At 71.9% G+C, this 14,731-nt stretch carries 13 protein-coding genes; 5 read left to right on the forward strand and 8 right to left on the reverse strand.

Annotated features, from left to right (window positions below):
• Positions 1–17: 17 nt before the first annotated feature.
• Genes QRN27_RS13250 through QRN27_RS13270 form a run of 5 tightly spaced genes read right to left on the reverse strand, consistent with a single transcriptional unit; the run spans position 18 to position 5,214 of the window.
• Entirely contained in the window at positions 18–1,046 is a 1,029-nt protein-coding gene (locus QRN27_RS13250; protein ID WP_285042629.1) for a FecCD family ABC transporter permease, read from the reverse strand.
• Positions 1,043–2,128: a FecCD family ABC transporter permease gene (locus tag QRN27_RS13255; RefSeq protein ID WP_285042630.1), complete on the reverse strand. Its 1,086-nt coding sequence runs from the start codon at positions 2,126–2,128 to the stop codon at positions 1,043–1,045. The genes QRN27_RS13250 and QRN27_RS13255 overlap by 4 nt, the downstream gene beginning before the upstream one ends.
• Entirely contained in the window at positions 2,125–3,060 is a 936-nt protein-coding gene (locus QRN27_RS13260) for an ABC transporter substrate-binding protein (RefSeq protein ID WP_285042631.1), read from the reverse strand. Before QRN27_RS13260 ends, QRN27_RS13255 begins: the two co-directional genes overlap by 4 nt.
• Before the next feature lie 59 nt (positions 3,061–3,119).
• Positions 3,120–3,968, reverse strand: a complete 849-nt coding sequence (locus tag QRN27_RS13265; RefSeq protein WP_285042632.1) for a siderophore-interacting protein — start codon at positions 3,966–3,968, stop codon at positions 3,120–3,122.
• Between the two features lie 49 nt (positions 3,969–4,017).
• Positions 4,018–5,214, reverse strand: coding sequence for an MFS transporter (locus QRN27_RS13270; RefSeq protein WP_285042633.1), 1,197 nt, complete (start codon positions 5,212–5,214; stop codon positions 4,018–4,020).
• Positions 5,215–5,336: 122 nt separating this feature from the next.
• Here QRN27_RS13270 and QRN27_RS13275 point away from each other — a divergent pair, with 122 nt between their 5' ends.
• From QRN27_RS13275 to QRN27_RS13285, 3 genes are all read left to right on the forward strand, one after another.
• The gene (locus tag QRN27_RS13275; RefSeq protein WP_285042634.1) at positions 5,337–5,702 is read left to right on the forward strand and encodes a MerR family transcriptional regulator; all 366 of its coding nucleotides are present in this window, start codon (positions 5,337–5,339) and stop codon (positions 5,700–5,702) included.
• Positions 5,703–5,724: 22 nt separating this feature from the next.
• Positions 5,725–6,699, forward strand: a complete 975-nt coding sequence (locus tag QRN27_RS13280) for an alpha/beta hydrolase fold domain-containing protein (RefSeq protein ID WP_285042635.1) — start codon at positions 5,725–5,727, stop codon at positions 6,697–6,699.
• Positions 6,700–6,867: 168 nt separating this feature from the next.
• Positions 6,868–8,637: a glycoside hydrolase family 3 protein gene (locus tag QRN27_RS13285; RefSeq protein ID WP_285042636.1), complete on the forward strand. Its 1,770-nt coding sequence runs from the start codon at positions 6,868–6,870 to the stop codon at positions 8,635–8,637.
• 478 nt (positions 8,638–9,115) lie between these two features.
• On the opposite strand, the gene QRN27_RS13290 is transcribed toward QRN27_RS13285, so the two are convergent.
• Together QRN27_RS13290 and QRN27_RS13295 are read right to left on the reverse strand one after the other, a co-directional pair.
• Positions 9,116–10,138: a LacI family DNA-binding transcriptional regulator gene (locus QRN27_RS13290; RefSeq protein WP_285042637.1), complete on the reverse strand. Its 1,023-nt coding sequence runs from the start codon at positions 10,136–10,138 to the stop codon at positions 9,116–9,118.
• Positions 10,139–10,163: 25 nt separating this feature from the next.
• Entirely contained in the window at positions 10,164–11,240 is a 1,077-nt protein-coding gene (locus QRN27_RS13295; protein ID WP_285042638.1) for a carbohydrate kinase family protein, read from the reverse strand.
• A 126-nt stretch (positions 11,241–11,366) separates the two neighbouring features.
• Between QRN27_RS13295 and QRN27_RS13300 the strand changes: the two genes are divergently transcribed.
• Together QRN27_RS13300 and QRN27_RS13305 are read left to right on the forward strand one after the other, a co-directional pair.
• Positions 11,367–12,209: a class I fructose-bisphosphate aldolase gene (locus tag QRN27_RS13300; protein ID WP_285042639.1), complete on the forward strand. Its 843-nt coding sequence runs from the start codon at positions 11,367–11,369 to the stop codon at positions 12,207–12,209.
• The gene (locus QRN27_RS13305; protein WP_285042640.1) at positions 12,206–13,384 is read left to right on the forward strand and encodes a Gfo/Idh/MocA family protein; all 1,179 of its coding nucleotides are present in this window, start codon (positions 12,206–12,208) and stop codon (positions 13,382–13,384) included. The genes QRN27_RS13300 and QRN27_RS13305 overlap by 4 nt, the downstream gene beginning before the upstream one ends.
• A 334-nt stretch (positions 13,385–13,718) precedes the next feature.
• Here the strand turns inward: QRN27_RS13305 and QRN27_RS13310 are convergent, their stop codons facing one another.
• Positions 13,719–14,045 (reverse strand): GIY-YIG nuclease family protein, encoded by a 327-nt coding sequence (locus QRN27_RS13310; protein ID WP_194670766.1) that lies wholly within the window; start codon positions 14,043–14,045, stop codon positions 13,719–13,721.
• Between the last annotated feature and the right edge of the window lie 686 nt (positions 14,046–14,731).

A 14,731-nucleotide genomic window follows, 5' to 3' on the forward strand; every position in this document is an offset into this window, starting at 1 on the left:
CGCTCAGCGCGGGCCCCTCAGCGCCGGCGCTCTCGGAGGAGCAGCTGCGTGAGGTAGAGCCCGCCGATCACGACGGTGACGACGCCCACCGGCACCGTCAGCGGGATCAGGTGCTGGGCGACGAGGTCGGAGCCGAGGAGCAGCACCCCGCCGACGAGCGCCGTCGCGACGAGCGGGATGCCCGGCGACCGGGTCAGGCGTCGGGCGATCTGCGGGGCAGCCAGGGCGATGAACGCGATCGGCCCGGCGACGGCCGTCACCGCGCTCACGAGCGCGACGGCCATGCCGATGAGGATCGCGCGTTCGCGGGTGAGGCGCACCCCGGTCGCGGCGGCCACGTCGTCACCGAGCTCGAGCTGGCGGAGCGGGCGGGCGACGAGCGGGAGCAATGCGAACAGGACCAGCAGGCAGCCGAGGGCCGGCCAGACCACCGTCGCGGTCGCGGTGTTCAGGGTGCCGGCGCCCCAGGCGGCGGCGAAGAGGGCGACGTCGAGGTCGGCTCGGAGGAGGAGCCAGCTGTTGAACGCGGCGAGCATGGCCGAGACGCCGATGCCGACGACGATGAAGCGGAAGCCCGACAAGCCCTGCCGCAGGGCGAGGAGGAAGATCGCGACCGCAGCGGCCAGGCCGCCGATCAGGGAACCGGCCATGAGGGCCGGCCAGCCGCCGCCGAGGAGGAGGAGCGCCACGAGCATGCCGGTGAAGGAGCCGTTGGCGAGACCGATGATGTCGGGGCTCGCCAGCGGGTTCCGCGTGAGCGTCTGGAAGATCGCACCGGACAGGGCGAGCGCCGCGCCGAAGCCGATCGCGGCGAGCACCCGCGGCAGTCGCCACTCGAGCACCACGGTGCGGGCGAGGCCGTCGACCCGGCCGGAGAGGACACCGAGCACCTCTTCGGCGCTCAGCGGGTAGTCGCCGAGGGCGAGACCGGCGATGGCCGCGACGACGATCAGCAACAGGGCCGCGCCGCAGACGATGAGCAGGCGCGGTGCCGGCCGATTCCTGGTGCGCAGCGCGTCCGCCGCCCGTTCACGGATCGCGGTCACAGTCCTGACGCCGTCCTGCGCCGGGCGAGCGCGATGAGGGCGGGGGCGCCGACGAAGGCGGTCACGAGTCCGACCGGCATCTCACCGGGCAGCACCGCGATCCGCCCGACCACGTCGGAGCAGAGCACGAGGACGCAGCCGACGACGACCGAGCCGGCGAGGATGCGGCGCTGATCGCTCCCGACCGTCCACCGCACGAGGTGGGGGACGACGAGGCCGACGAACGCGATCGGCCCGGCGATCGCGGTCGCCCCGCCGGCGAGCAGGGTGACGGCCGCGAGCACCAGGACGCGACTCCGTCCGACGCTGACCCCCTGCGCGCGAGCCACGTCGGGACCGAGGGCGATCGCGTTGAGACTGCGGGTGCTCGCCGCCGCCAGGACGAGCCCCGCCGCGAGGAACGGGAGCACGGGCACGACGACGCCGAGGTCGCGTTCGAGGAGGCTCCCAGCGTTCCAGCCGCGCATGCGGTCGAAGGCGTCGGGGTGGGTGATGGCGATCCCCGTCGTCAGGCCGGCGAGCACGGCGCCGAACGCCACACCCGTCACGGTCAGGCGGGCGGCGGACGACCGCTCGCGTCCGCCTGAGCCGATCGTGTAGACGACGAGGGTGACGACGAGCGCGCCACCGCAGGCGAGCCAGGCGATCTCGCCCGGTGCGGTGACGCCGAGGAACGCCAGGCCGGCGGCGACGGCGAACCCGGCCCCGGCGTTGACCCCGAGGATGCCGGGGTCGGCGAGGGGGTTGCGGGTGAACGCCTGCATGAGCGCTCCCGCGACACCCAGGGAGGCGCCGACGGCGAGCGCCGCGACGGTCCGCGGCACCCGCTGATCCCAGACGACGAACCGCGCCTCGCTGGAACCTGCGCCGGTGAGCGCCGACCAGACCGCGTCGGGGCTGATCGGGTTCGCGCCGACGAGGAGCGAGAGGACGACGGCCAGCGCGAGCGCCCCGAGTCCGGCGAGCAGCGGGAGGGCCCGATGCCGTCGGTGAGGCGACCGCACGCCTGGCCGGGCGTCGACCGGGGCCCGTCCGGCAGGCTCGGCCGTCGCGATCGCGCCGCTCACGACGTCGTCCGTCACGACTCCGCGGAGAGCAGCCGGTCGAGGTCGTCGAGCACGGCCATGCCGCCGAGCGGGCCGACACCCGTGATCCAGAACGACTGGTCGACGAGGTGCAGCTCCGGGAACGCGTCCGTGTTCGCGGTGAGGGAGGCCGGCATGGTCGAGGCGTCGTCGGGGTCGACACTCGTCACGAAGACCTGGTCGGCGGTCGCTTCGAGGACCCGCTCGGGCGAGAGGTCGAGGGAGATGTCCTCCCACGCGTGCTCGGGCGTGGTGAACCCGGCGCACTCGAGGGTGCTGCCGGCGAAGGAGGTGGGGCCGTAGAGCGTCAGGACGCCGTCGCGCGGGCGGATGAGCTGCGCGGTCTTCCCGGCGGTGTCGTGCTTCGTCGCGATCTCGGCGCAGCGCGCGTCGTAGGCGTCGAGGAGTTCGTCGGCGCCGTCCGGCTTGCCGAGTGCCTCGGCCACGAAGCGCACGTTGTCCCGCCACGGGTCGGTCTGCGTCGCCATGAACACCGTCGGAGCGATCTCGGACAGCTGGTCGTACAGGGCCGAGTGGCGCGACTCGGTGCCGATGATGAGGTCGGGCTTCGCCGCGGCGATCAGCTGCACGTTCGGCTCGGCCACGGTCCCGACGGTCGGGATGTCGGCGGCCTGCTTGCCCAGGTACGCGGGCACGCCGGCCGTCTCGTTCAGCACGGCCGCGCCCACCGGGGTGATGCCGAGGGCGACCGTCGTGTCGAGCTGGACCGGTTCGAGGACGACGACCCGCTTCGGGCTGTCCGGGATGGTGCTCTCGCCGTGCGCGTGCTTCATCACGTGCGTGGCGCTCGTGGCGGCGTCCGAGGGGGTGGAGGCGCTTGAACTGCTGCAGGCGGCCAGACTCAGGGCGGCGATGGCGAGGGCGGCGACGGCTGCGAGGCGTCGGCGGCGGACGAGGGGGAGGGGCACTGGTCACCTTTCGAACGGGTCGCGATCGACGCGACCGGGTAAGGCAAGCATAACCTTGGTTAGGCGGTGGTTCTGGGCCGCGCGTTCCAGTAGCCCTGGGTGTGGACCCGATCAGGGTCGATGCCGTGGGCGGTCGTCGCCGCTCGGAGCAGAGGGACCCTGGTGCTCTCCGTCACCAACCAGGCGGCGAACCCGAGGCCGAGCGTCGCGACGGGCGCACCGTGCGCGCGGAGCCACCGCTCGACCGCGTCGACGACGGCGTCACCGCCCACCCGGCCTCCGCGCTCGTGGATCTCGAGCACGTGCCGCTCCGGCAGCGGCTGCAGGAGGGCGAGGTCGGCCGGGTCTCCGACCTCGAGGATGACGTGGGCGCGGATCTCCTCGCCGAGGGAACGCAGGATCCCGTCGACGGCGGGGAAGGCCGTCTCGTCCGCGGCGAGGAGGACGGTCGTCGCGGTCCCCGGCGCCCACTGGACGCCGTGTGTCCGGTCGCCGCGGGGGAGGTCCGGCCCGGAGACGAGCAGGTGGTCCCCGGCGCTCGCGCCGAGCGCCCAGCGGCTCGCCGGGCCGGCCGGGTCGTGGATGAAGACGTCGAGGTCGATCTCGTGCTGGTCGGGCCGGACCCGGTGCGCCGTGTAGCTGCGCATGACCGGGCGTTCCGCCGCTGGCAGGGCACGCCAGGCCCGTCGCCACTCGTGCTCGGGTTGCCCGCCGCGGAGTCCGCTCGGATAGGCGCCGTCGCTGTCCGGGAGGAGGATCTTGATGCGCTGATCCTGTTCGTACGGCGCGAAGTCCGCCAGGGACGGGTCGCCGAGGGTCACCCGCACGAAGCCGGGGGACAGGCGCCGGGTTCCCTGCACGACGGTCTCGAACAGGACGTTGGGCGACTGCAGGAACGGGACGGGCATCCCATCGAGTGTAGGAGGATCCGGTGCCGGTCCCGTGGCGTCCGGCAGCTCACCGGCGCCGGACGGATCGCGCGATCGCGACGCACAGCGGGACGGCGACGGCGGTCAGTGCCGCGGCGGCCGGGAGGAGGAGCGCGGCGCCCCAGGCGCCGAGGATGATCCCGCCGACCGCACCGCCGACTGCGATCGAGACGTTCCACATCGTGACGAGCGCCGACTGCGCCGCGTCCGCCGCATCGCCGGCGACTCGGGCGATCGCGACCTGGAAGAGCACGGAGTAGGCGCCGAAGGCGAGTCCCCAGCCGGCGGCCGCGACGAGGAGGAGCGCGACCGGTGGGTCCGCTGCGACGACGCCGAGCCCGACGGTGCCGAGGACGGCTGCGCCGAGGATAGTGATCCCCAGACGCACGTTCGCGAGTCGTCCTGCCCCGAGGGTGCCGACGACGGACGCCACCCCGAACACCGCGAGGAGCAGGCCGAGCGGCACGGGCGTCCCACGGTCGGCGAGGACCGGTGCGAGGTACGTGTACGCGATGTTCTGACCGATGATGCAGACCGCCAGGGCCACGAGGATCGTGACGACCGCGGGGAGGCGGAGCGCCGCGCCCATGCGAGTCGAGCGGCCGGGTCGCGTTCCGGCCACTCGTGGCGCGACGACGACGGCGACGACGCCGAGGAGCGCTGTCGTGGCGGCGACGATGCCGAACACGGCCCGCCACCCGAGCTCCGCGCTCAGGACGGCACCCGCCGGGACACCGAGGGCGAAGCCGAGCGTCGCACCCGACAGCACGATTCCGAGGGTCGATCCGAACCGCTCCTGGCTCGTGAACCCGCGGGTGTACCCGGGGAGCATCGCCCAGACGACGCCGGCCACGAGACCCGCGGCGAAGCGCGTCGCGAGGTGCGTGAGGAGGTCGGGCGCTGCGGCGGTCCCGGCGTTCGCGAGGGCCGACACCGCGATGGCGAGCAGCACGACCGTGCGGCGGTCGAGCCGTGCGAGCAGGCGGCTGATCGGGATCGCGGCGACGATGCACCCGAGGGCGAAGACCGCGACGCTCTGGCCGGCGATGGCCTCCGTGGTGCCGAGGTCGGCGGCCATCGCGGGCAGGACGCCGGCCGGGAGGACCTCGGTGAGCAGCGTCACGAATCCGACGGCGGCGAGGAGGAGCGCGGTCGGGAGGGGCGAGCGGCCTCGGGCCGGGGACAGGGTCGTCGGTGGTGCGGTGCGCACGGCGTCGGTGGTCATGCCGGGAAGTCTCGCGGCCTGCCACTGGTGTCAGGGTCAAGCCGGCGCGCGACGGCTCGGGAATACCCGGCCGACTCGGACGGCTGCTCAAGATGGACACATCTCGTTCGAAGGGGTCTTGCATGCGCATCGGCGAACTGGCGGCGGCCACCGGGAGTACCCCACGGTTGCTGCGGTACTACGAGCAGCAGGGCCTGCTCCGACCGACCCGCTGCGCGAACGGGTACCGCGAGTACGGCGACCACCTCGTCGCGAAGGTCCAGCGCATCCGCGAGCTGATCGCCGTCGGCATGCCGACCGCGCTCATCCTCGAGATCCTGCCCTGCTTCGAGGACGACGACACGATCTACCAGGTGACGCCGTCGGCCGAGGTGCTCGAACGACTCCTCGAACACCGGGCGCGGCTCGACGCCAAGCTCGGCTGCATCCAGGCCAGCCGGGACGCCATCGACGTCTACCTCGACCGCGTCGGCGGCATCGTGGTCTGAGCCGGCTGGGTAGGCTCGGCGCATGGCGATCGACCCGTACTACCGCGACCGGCTGCACCTCTTCAACGGATTCTCCAATGCCCAACGCGCCGCCGCCGGTGGGGCGCTCGAGGAGGCGTTCCAGGAGCGACTCGCTGCCTACGGCGACGACGGGCCGTGGCAGCCACCAGTGGACGTCGTCATCACCGACGAGGTCGTCGACGGACCCCACGGCGACATCCCGATCAGGCGCTACGTGCCCGGAGGGGCCGGCCGGGCCACCGCCCATCCTGCCCGTCCCGCCCTCCTCTGGGCACATGGTGGCGGGTTCGCGGCGGGGACGCTCGACTGGCCGGAAGCACACGTCGTGAGCGCTGAACTGGCGGCCCGAGCCGGAGCCGAGGTCGTGTCCGTCGACTACCGCCTGGCGGACGGGGTCACGCGCTACCCGGTGCCACTCGACGACGTGCTCGCCGTGTGGGAGTGGCTCGTCGACAAACGGTCGGCCGTCCCCGGCTCCCGCACGGCGATCGGCGGCGCCAGTGCCGGAGCCGCCCTCGCGCTCGCCGCGTCGCTCCGCACCGACCGCCGAGCGGACGCCGTGCTCCTCGCCTATCCGTTCCTCGACGCGGTCGTGCCGCCACTGCCGCCGGGAGTCCTGACGGAGATGGACGTCCTGCCCGACGTCATGCGCTTCCCGCGGGAGTCGATCGACTGGATGGTCGAGAACTACGTCGGCCGCCTCGACGATCTGCCCGAACTCGCCCTGCCCGGGGCGGTGCCGGTGACCGTCGACCGGCCACCACTGTCCGTCCTGCTGTCGGAGTTCGACGACCTCCGCCCGTCCGGAGAGGCGCTCATCGCCGCGTCGGAGGCCGCCGGGGCCACCGTCCGCAGTCGGCTCGAACCGGGGGTCCTTCACGGGCACCTGAACCGTCATCCCGTCGCGCCGGGCGTGGCGCCGTCGCTGGACTGGCTGGCGGAGGGCCTGCGCGCGATGGAGGAGCACGCCGGGTAGGCACGGACGCAGCTGGAATCGCCGGCTCCGGACGCGTTGCGCGATCGTCGACAGCGGGCATACTAGAGGCAGCCTCCGTTCCCGAACGGAGTTCGGTTTTCGTTCCGGGCCCGTCTGGGCTCGGGTGATCCGACGCCGCCCCACTCATCGACGAGAAACGGATCACCCATGAGCGTTCCCGAACCCACGCCGGCCTACCGCGACGCCAGCCTCCCGGTCGACGAGCGCGTCGACGACCTCCTCGGCCGCATGACCGTCGCCGAGAAGGCCGGCATGCTCTTCCAGACGATGATCGCGCCGGGCCCGATCGGCGAGACCAACCCGCACATGGGCCTCGCGAGCGGCGAGCACATGGTCGGCGAACAGCTGATGACGCACTTCAACGTGCTCGGCACGGCACCCGACACCACGGCGCTCGCCGAGTGGACGAACGCCCTCCAGGAGCGGGCGTCGCGCACCCGGCTCGGCATCCCGGTCACCCTCTCCACCGACCCGCGCAACCACTTCACCGACAACGTGGGCACCGCCGCCCGTGCGGGCGCGTTCTCCCAGTGGCCGGAGACGCTCGGCCTCGCCGCCATCGGATCTGTCGAGCTCGTCGAGGCCTTCGCCGACACTGCACGCCAGGAGTACCTGGCGGTCGGCCTCCGACTCGCGCTCCACCCGCAGGTCGACCTCGCGACCGAACCCCGCTGGTCGCGCATCGGCGGCACCTTCGGCGAGGACGCGGCGCTGAGCGCCGAGCTCGTCGCCGGCTACATCCGCGGTTTCCAGGGAGCGGAACTCGGCCCCGACTCGGTGTCCACCATGACGAAGCACTTCCCGGGCGGCGGGCCCCAGCTCGACGGCGAGGACCCGCACTTCGCCTACGGACGCGAACAGGTGTACCCCGGCGGCAACTTCGACTACCACCTCATCCCCTTCCGTGCCGCGATCGCCGCCGGTGCGGGCCAGATGATGCCGTACTACGGGATGCCCGTCGGCACCGAGCACGAGGAGGTCGCCTTCGCGTTCAACCACGGCATGATCACCGGGCTGCTCCGCGAGGAGCTCGGGTTCGACGGCATCGTCTGCACCGACTGGGGGCTCGTCACCGACACCTCGATCATGGGGCAGGACATGCCGGCCCGGGCGTGGGGCCTCGAACACCTCGACGAGCTCGCCCGTGTGGAGCGCATCCTCCAGGCCGGCTGCGACCAGTTCGGCGGCGAGGCCCGACCGGAACTCGTCGTCGAACTCGTCGAGCAGGGACGGATCACCGAGGACCGGATCGACGCGTCCGTGCGGCGGCTGCTCCGCGAGAAGTTCGTACTCGGACTCTTCGAACAGCCCTTCGTCGACGCGTCGGCCTCGAGCGCGATCGTCGGGCGTGCCGACTTCATCGCCGCCGGCGAGGCCGCACAGCGCCGGGCGTTCACCGTGCTGACGAACGTCGACGGGACGCTCCCGGTGCGCTCGCCGCGTCCGCGGCTGTACGTCGAGGGGATCGACGCGGCGGTGGCTGCCGGATACGGCGAGGTCGTCACCGACCCGGCGTCGGCCGATCTCGCGCTCGTTCGCATGCAGACCCCGTACGAGCCTCGGCCCGGCGGGTTCGAAGCGATGTTCCACGCCGGCTCGTTGGACATCCCGGCCGACGAGGTCACCCGCCTGCTGGAGCTCGCCGCGACGGTGCCGACGGTGCTCGACATGCACCTCGACCGGCCGGCGATCCTCACGGGCGTGGCCGACGCGGTCGCGGCGCTGGTTGCGAGTTTCGGCGGCAGTGATGCGGCGTTCCTCGACGTCGTGTTCGGTCGTGCGCTGCCTGAGGGCTCGCTGCCCTTCGACCTCCCGCGCTCCATGGCGGCGGTGGAGGCGAGTCGGTCCGACGTGCCCTACGACACCGAGGACCCGCTGTTCCGGTTCGGTCACGGCCTGCGCTACCCGGAGCACTGACCGGTCCCCGAGCGCCCACGCGGGTCTCTGAGTAACCACTCCGGTCCCTGAGAGCACGCCCGTTCCGGTCCCCTGAGTCTGTCGAAGGGCGCTCCGGTCCCTGTGCTCCTACTCCGGTCCCTGAGCTTGTCGAAGGGCCCAGTCTCTGAGCGCGCCCACCCCGGTCCCTGAGCAACCACTCCGGTCCCTGAGCCTGTCGAAGGGCCCCGGTCCCTGAGCCTGTCGAAGGGCCCCGATCCCTGAGCGCGCCCACGCCGGTCCCTGAGCTTGTCGAAGGGCGCTCCGGTCCCTGTGCGCATACTCCGGTCCCCCAGCCTGTCGAAGGGCCCCGGTCTCTGAGCGCGCCCTCTCCGGTCCCTGAGCCTGTCGAAGGGCGCTCCGGTCCGTGTGCGCCTACTCCGATCCCTCAGCCTGTCGAAGGGCCCCGGTCTCTGAGCGCGCCCTCTCCGGTCCCTGAGCTTGTCGAAGGGCGTCCCCCTCAGAGCTCGGAGCCGCGCAACTCCAGGTGCACGTCGAGCGTGTGGGTGGTCGGCGGGCCGGCCTCACCGGCGATGAGGGCCAACAGGGTCTCCGCGGCGACCCGCCCCATGAGGGCGACGTCCTGCGCGACCACCGACACCGCCGGCGTCACGAGGGGTGCCGCCTCGAAGTCGTCGAAGCCGACGAGCGGGAGGCGGCGTCCGGCCGCGGCGAACGCCTGCATGGTCCCGATCGCGGCACGGTTGTTGGCCGCGAACACCCCGTCCACGACGCCGTCGCGGAGGAACCCGGCCACGACCGCGGCCGCGTCCTCGACGGAGTGCGCGCCGTCGGACACGATCGGCTCCGGCGGCGCGGCCCCGGTGGCGCTCACGTGGTCCGCCTCGGCGAGGGCCCGGTGGTAGCCGGTCAGTCGTTCCCGCATCGTGTACAGCTCGAGGGAGTCGCCGAGGAACGCGATCCGCCGGGCTCCGCCGTCGAGCATCGCCGCCGTCGCCCGGCGTGCCCCGCCCGAGTTGTCGGCGAGGACCGTGTGCACCTCGACCGACTCCAACGGTCCGGTCGGACGGTCCACGAGGACCATCGGCGCGTGCGCCACGGTGCTCGTCGCCCACGGCGTCGTGGCGTGCCGAGGCGGAACGACGATGAGCCCGTCGACGCGCTGCGCGACCAGGCGGTCGACGAGCAGTCGGTGCCGGCCGGCGTCCTCCTCGGAGCTCGCCGACATGAGGAGGTAGCCGTGTTCGGTGCAGACCCGTTCGACGGAGCGGGCGAGCACCGAGTAGTACGGGTTCGCGAGGTCGCCGATGATGAGTCCGACGACCTTGCTCGAGCGCCCGGGCCGGATGCTCGCGGCCGCCAGGTTGTGCCGGTAGCCGAGCGCCTCGATGGCCGCGCCGATGCGTTCCGACAGTTCGGCGTTGATGTTCGTCGCGCCGTTCACGTACCGCGAGACCGTCTTGAGGCCGACGCCGGCCGCCGCGGCGACGTCGTTCATGGTCGGGGGCCGGGAGCTGCGCATGCTCACCATCCTGGCCTACGTCGGATCACGCGACGGGCCGCTCCGGTGACGCGTCCACGAGGAGCGGGCGGAGGCTCGGCCGCAGCCGGACGACCTCGTCCGCCGTCGGCCGGAGTCCGGCGATGACCGCGGCGGCACTGGCACCGGCGACGTCCGCCGCGGCCTCGGGTCCTGCGCCGCGCGACATCGCGAACAGCAGACCGGCGGTGGAGGCGTCTCCGGCGCCGTTCGTGGACACGAACGCCGGAGCGGGGATCGGCGGTGCGAGGAGCGCGGCGTCGGCCCAGGTTTCGGCGAGTGGAGCGAGCATCCGGCCGGCGCTGCGGAGGCGGTCGACGCCGGCGGCGCGCAGCATGAGCCCGTCCTCGCCGGCCGAGATCGCCACGACGCCGGCACCCCAGGCGAGGAGGAGCTCGGCGAACGCGGCGGCCTGCGCCCTGGGTGACGGCGCGGTGTCGGCCGGGAGGAGCGAGGTGCCGAGGGCGGATCGGAGGTCGTCGACGCTCGGGCTGACGACGTCCGTGAGGGGGAGGGTGCGTCGGAGGATCGCCTCCCAGTCGAGCGCGCCCACCGTGCTGCTCGGGTCGACGACGGCGAGGTCCATCGAGGTGGTCGCCCCGTGTCGGCGGACCCGCTCCAGGAGGGCGGCGAGCGGAGCGCCGCCGTCGGCGACGATGCCGGGCAGCAGCGGGGGATACCCGAGGTGGACGAGGTCCGCACCGCCGACGGCGAGGTGTTCGCCGGTGAAGACCTCGTTCGCGCCCGTGTGGTGCCAGAACGTGCGGTCGAGGCCTTCGGGTTCGACGACGACGCTGTACGAGGTCGCGGCCCGGTCGGTCACCTCGAGTGCCGGATGGAGACGGGGCTGCGCGGCGATGCGGGAGGCGACGATCGCGCCGAGTTCGTCGTCGCCGACGGTCGCGTGCAGCCGGACGTCGCTGCCGAGGTCCGCGAGCGCGAGGCCGGTGTTGGCGACGCAGCCACCGAGCGAGATGCGGAGCGGGCCGGTGTCGATGAGCGCGCCGGGGTCGATGCGCGCGCTCGCGCCGAGCCTGGGCGACAGATCGACGCAGATGTGGCCGGCGACGACGATCTCGCCCATGGACCCTCCGTTCTTCGCGTCGGACGCTCCGCCGACGCAAGCTAGACAACGTTGTCTCAGGCCACTACTGTGACACACCGAGGGAGGATCCGGAAACCCTTCCCGTCACGATCAGGAGCCGCCGCAATGTCGCTGTACCGCCTCAATCGTCTCTTCAACGCCCGATCCGGTCGTGCGCTCGACGTCGCCGTCGACCACGGGTTCTTCGGAGAGCGTTCCTTCATCACCGGCATCGAGGACATGGGCAGCGTTGTCCGCACCCTCGTCGCCGCCGGTCCCGACGCCGTGCAGCTGACGCTCGGCCAGGCCCGACTCCTGCAGCAGATCCCCGGCAAGGACAAGCCGGCACTCGTCCTGCGGACCGATGTCGCCAACGTCTACGGCAACCCGCTCGACTCGATCCTGTACAGCCACCACGTGCCGCACGCGATCGAGGAGGCGGTCCGGCTCGACGCCGTCGCCGTGTGCGTCAACCTCATGCAGATCCCCGACCACCCCGAGGTGCGGGAGGCGAACATCCGCTCCATCATGGCGCTGCGCCGCGAGGCCACGCGCTACGGGATGCCACTCATGATCGAACCCCTCGTCATGCGCGACAACAGCGAGGGCGGCGGCTACCAGGTCGACGGCGACATCGAGAAGATCGTCACGCTCGTGCGTCAGGCGGTCGAACTGGGCGCCGACCTCGTCAAGGCCGATCCGAGCAGCGACATCACCGAGTACGGACGTGTCGTCGAGGTCGCGGGCGACGTGCCCGTCCTCGTCCGTGGGGGTGGGCGTGTCGACGACCGTACGCTGCTGGAACGCACGGTCGCCGTCCTCGACGCCGGGGTGGCCGGCATCGTCTACGGCCGCAACATCATCCAGCACGAGGACCCGGCGGCCATCACGGCGGCACTCATGGCGGTGCTGCACGACGGTGCCGACGCCGAGGCCGGCCTCGCGATCCTCGAGGCGGCCCGCGCATGAGCGCCGAGCAGGTGACGGGCGAGCGGGTGACGGCGGAACGCGTCAACGTCGCGGTCATCGGAGGTGGCCTCATGGGGCGCGAGATCGCCGCGGCCATCCAGCGCTGGCCCGCGCTCATCGACCACCCGGTGCGACCCCGGCTGACGGCCGTCTGCGACATCAACCCGGCCGCCCTCGACTGGTTCGACGAGATCGATACCGTCGTGACGAAGACCACCGACTACCACGAACTCCTCGCCGACCCGTCCGTCGACGTCGTCTACGTGGCCGTGCGTCACGACCTCCATGAGCAGATCTACACCGACGTCATCCGCGCCGGGAAGAGCCTGCTCGCGGAGAAGCCCTTCGGGATCGACGCGGCGGCGGCGCAGTCCGTCCTCGCGGCCATGGCAGAGCACCCGGAGAGCTTCGTCCGGTGTTCGAGTGAGATGCCGTTCTTCCCGGGTGCGCAGCTGGCGATCGACTACGTCCGGTCTGGCGCGCTTGGCACGATCGTCGAGGCGCGCAACAGCTTCCTGCACTCGAGCGACATCGATCGCGGCAAGCAGATCAACTGGAAGCGCCAGACGCAGTTCTGTGGCGAGGCCGGCGTGATGAACGACCTCGGGATGCACACCTGGCATGTGCCGTTGCGGCTCGGCTGGGCGCCCGAGAGCGTCTACGGCGTGCTGCAGAACATCGTGACCGAACGGCCGGGCCCCGACGGTTCGCTCGTGCCGTGCGACACGTGGGACAACGCCGTGCTGCACAGCTGGGCGAGCCATGACGGCGTCCGCTTCCCGCTCACGACGGAGACGAAGCGCATCGATCCCGGGCAGAAGAACACCTGGGAGTTCGAGGCGATCGGGCTCGACGGTGGCGTGCGGTTCAGCACGAAGAACCCGAAGCTCGTGGAGGTGTTCGCGGTCCGCGACATCCCGGGTGGCGGGCGTGAGCAGGTGTGGCAGCAGCTCGATGCGGGGAGTCAGTCGGTGTGGCCGACGGTCACCGGGCCGAACTTCGAGTCGGGGTTCTCCGACACGATCCTGCAGATGTGGGCGGTGTTCCTGGCCGAGCGTCACGGTTCCCTCGGTGACCGGTTCGGTGCCGCTCGCCCTGAGGAGGCGGCGCTGACCCACGACATCTACCGTGCGGCGATCCGTTCCCACGAGGAGGGGCGAGCGATCGCGATGTGACCTGCGCGCCGGCTGGGAGGCCACCCGACCGCCTCTCAGCCGGGAGCGCGCCGCCGTGGCCCTGCGCCGGCCAACCCGATCGGTCCCTGAGCTTGTCGAAGGCCACCCACCCGCGCTGGTCCCTGAGCTTGTCGAAGGGTACCCACCCGCGCTGGTCCCTGAGCTTGTCGAAGGGCACCCACCCGCGCTGGTCCCTGAGCTTGTCGAAGGGCACCCACTCCGGTCCCTGAGCGTGTCGAAGGGCGGTCCCTGCCAGCGCAACCGATCGGTCCCTGAGCTTGTCGAAGGGCGGGCTCCGGCCGGAAGTCCTTCGACACGCTGAGTGCCTGGCTCCTCAGGGGCCGGGCATGGGGTCCATTCCGGGTTCTGGATCGCGCCACGTTGTGATCCGCGAGCAGCTGAGGCGCGGGAGGTCGTCGAACCGCCCGTCGATCACGGCCTGCTTCTTCGCCCGGCTCCACCCCTGGAGGCGTTTCTCGATGAAAAAGGCGTCGTCCACGCGGTCGTACTCCGCTGACCAGACGAGTGAGACAGGTAGTCGCTCGCGGGTGTAGTTCGCTCCGAGGCCGTCCATGTGCTCGGCGAGTCGTCGAGCGAGGTCGATGGTGCTGCCGGTGTAGAAGGATCCGTCGGCGCATTTGAGGATGTAGACGTGGGGCATCGGGCCAGCCTCGCAGGGCCGCGATCCTGCGGGTCTCCGCCGACACCCCACGGTGGACGCTGCTCGCTGTGGCGCGCATTGTGGAGGACGCTCGCCCTTCGACAGGCTCAGGGAGCGAGTCGGCTCGGCCTCGGGATCGGTGGTCGTTCGGTCTCTGCTGGCGCACCCCGTTCGGTCCTTGAGCTTGTCGAAGGGCGGGGTCTGTTCGTGGGCCCTTCGACAGGCTCAGGGAGCGGGGTGGCTCAGTCTCGGGGTTGGCGGTCGTTCGGTTTCTGCTGGCGCACCCCGTTCGGTCCCTGAGCTTGTCGAAGGGCGGGTTCTGCTCGGGTGCCCTTCGACAGCCTCAGGGAGCGAGTCGGCTCGGCCTCGGGATCGGCGGTCGTTCGGTCTCTGCTCGTGTGCCCTTTCGGTCCCTGAGCTTGTCGAAGGCCGGGGTCTGCTCGTGTGCCCTTCGACAGGCTCAGGGAGCGAGTCGGCTCGGCCTTGGGATCGGCGGTCGTTCGGTTTCTGCTCGCGCGCCCCGTTCGGTCCCTGAGCTTGTCGAAGGGCGGGGTCTGTTCGTGGGCCCTTCGACAGGCTCAGGGAGCGGGGTGGCTCGGCCTCGGGATCGGTGGTCGTTCGGTTTCTGCTCGCGCGCCCCGTTCGGTCCCTGAGCTTGTCGAAGGGCGGGGTCTGTTCGTGGGCCC

Source organism: Plantibacter sp. LMC-P-059a (assembly GCF_030209505.1).
GTDB lineage: Bacteria > Actinomycetota > Actinomycetes > Actinomycetales > Microbacteriaceae > Plantibacter.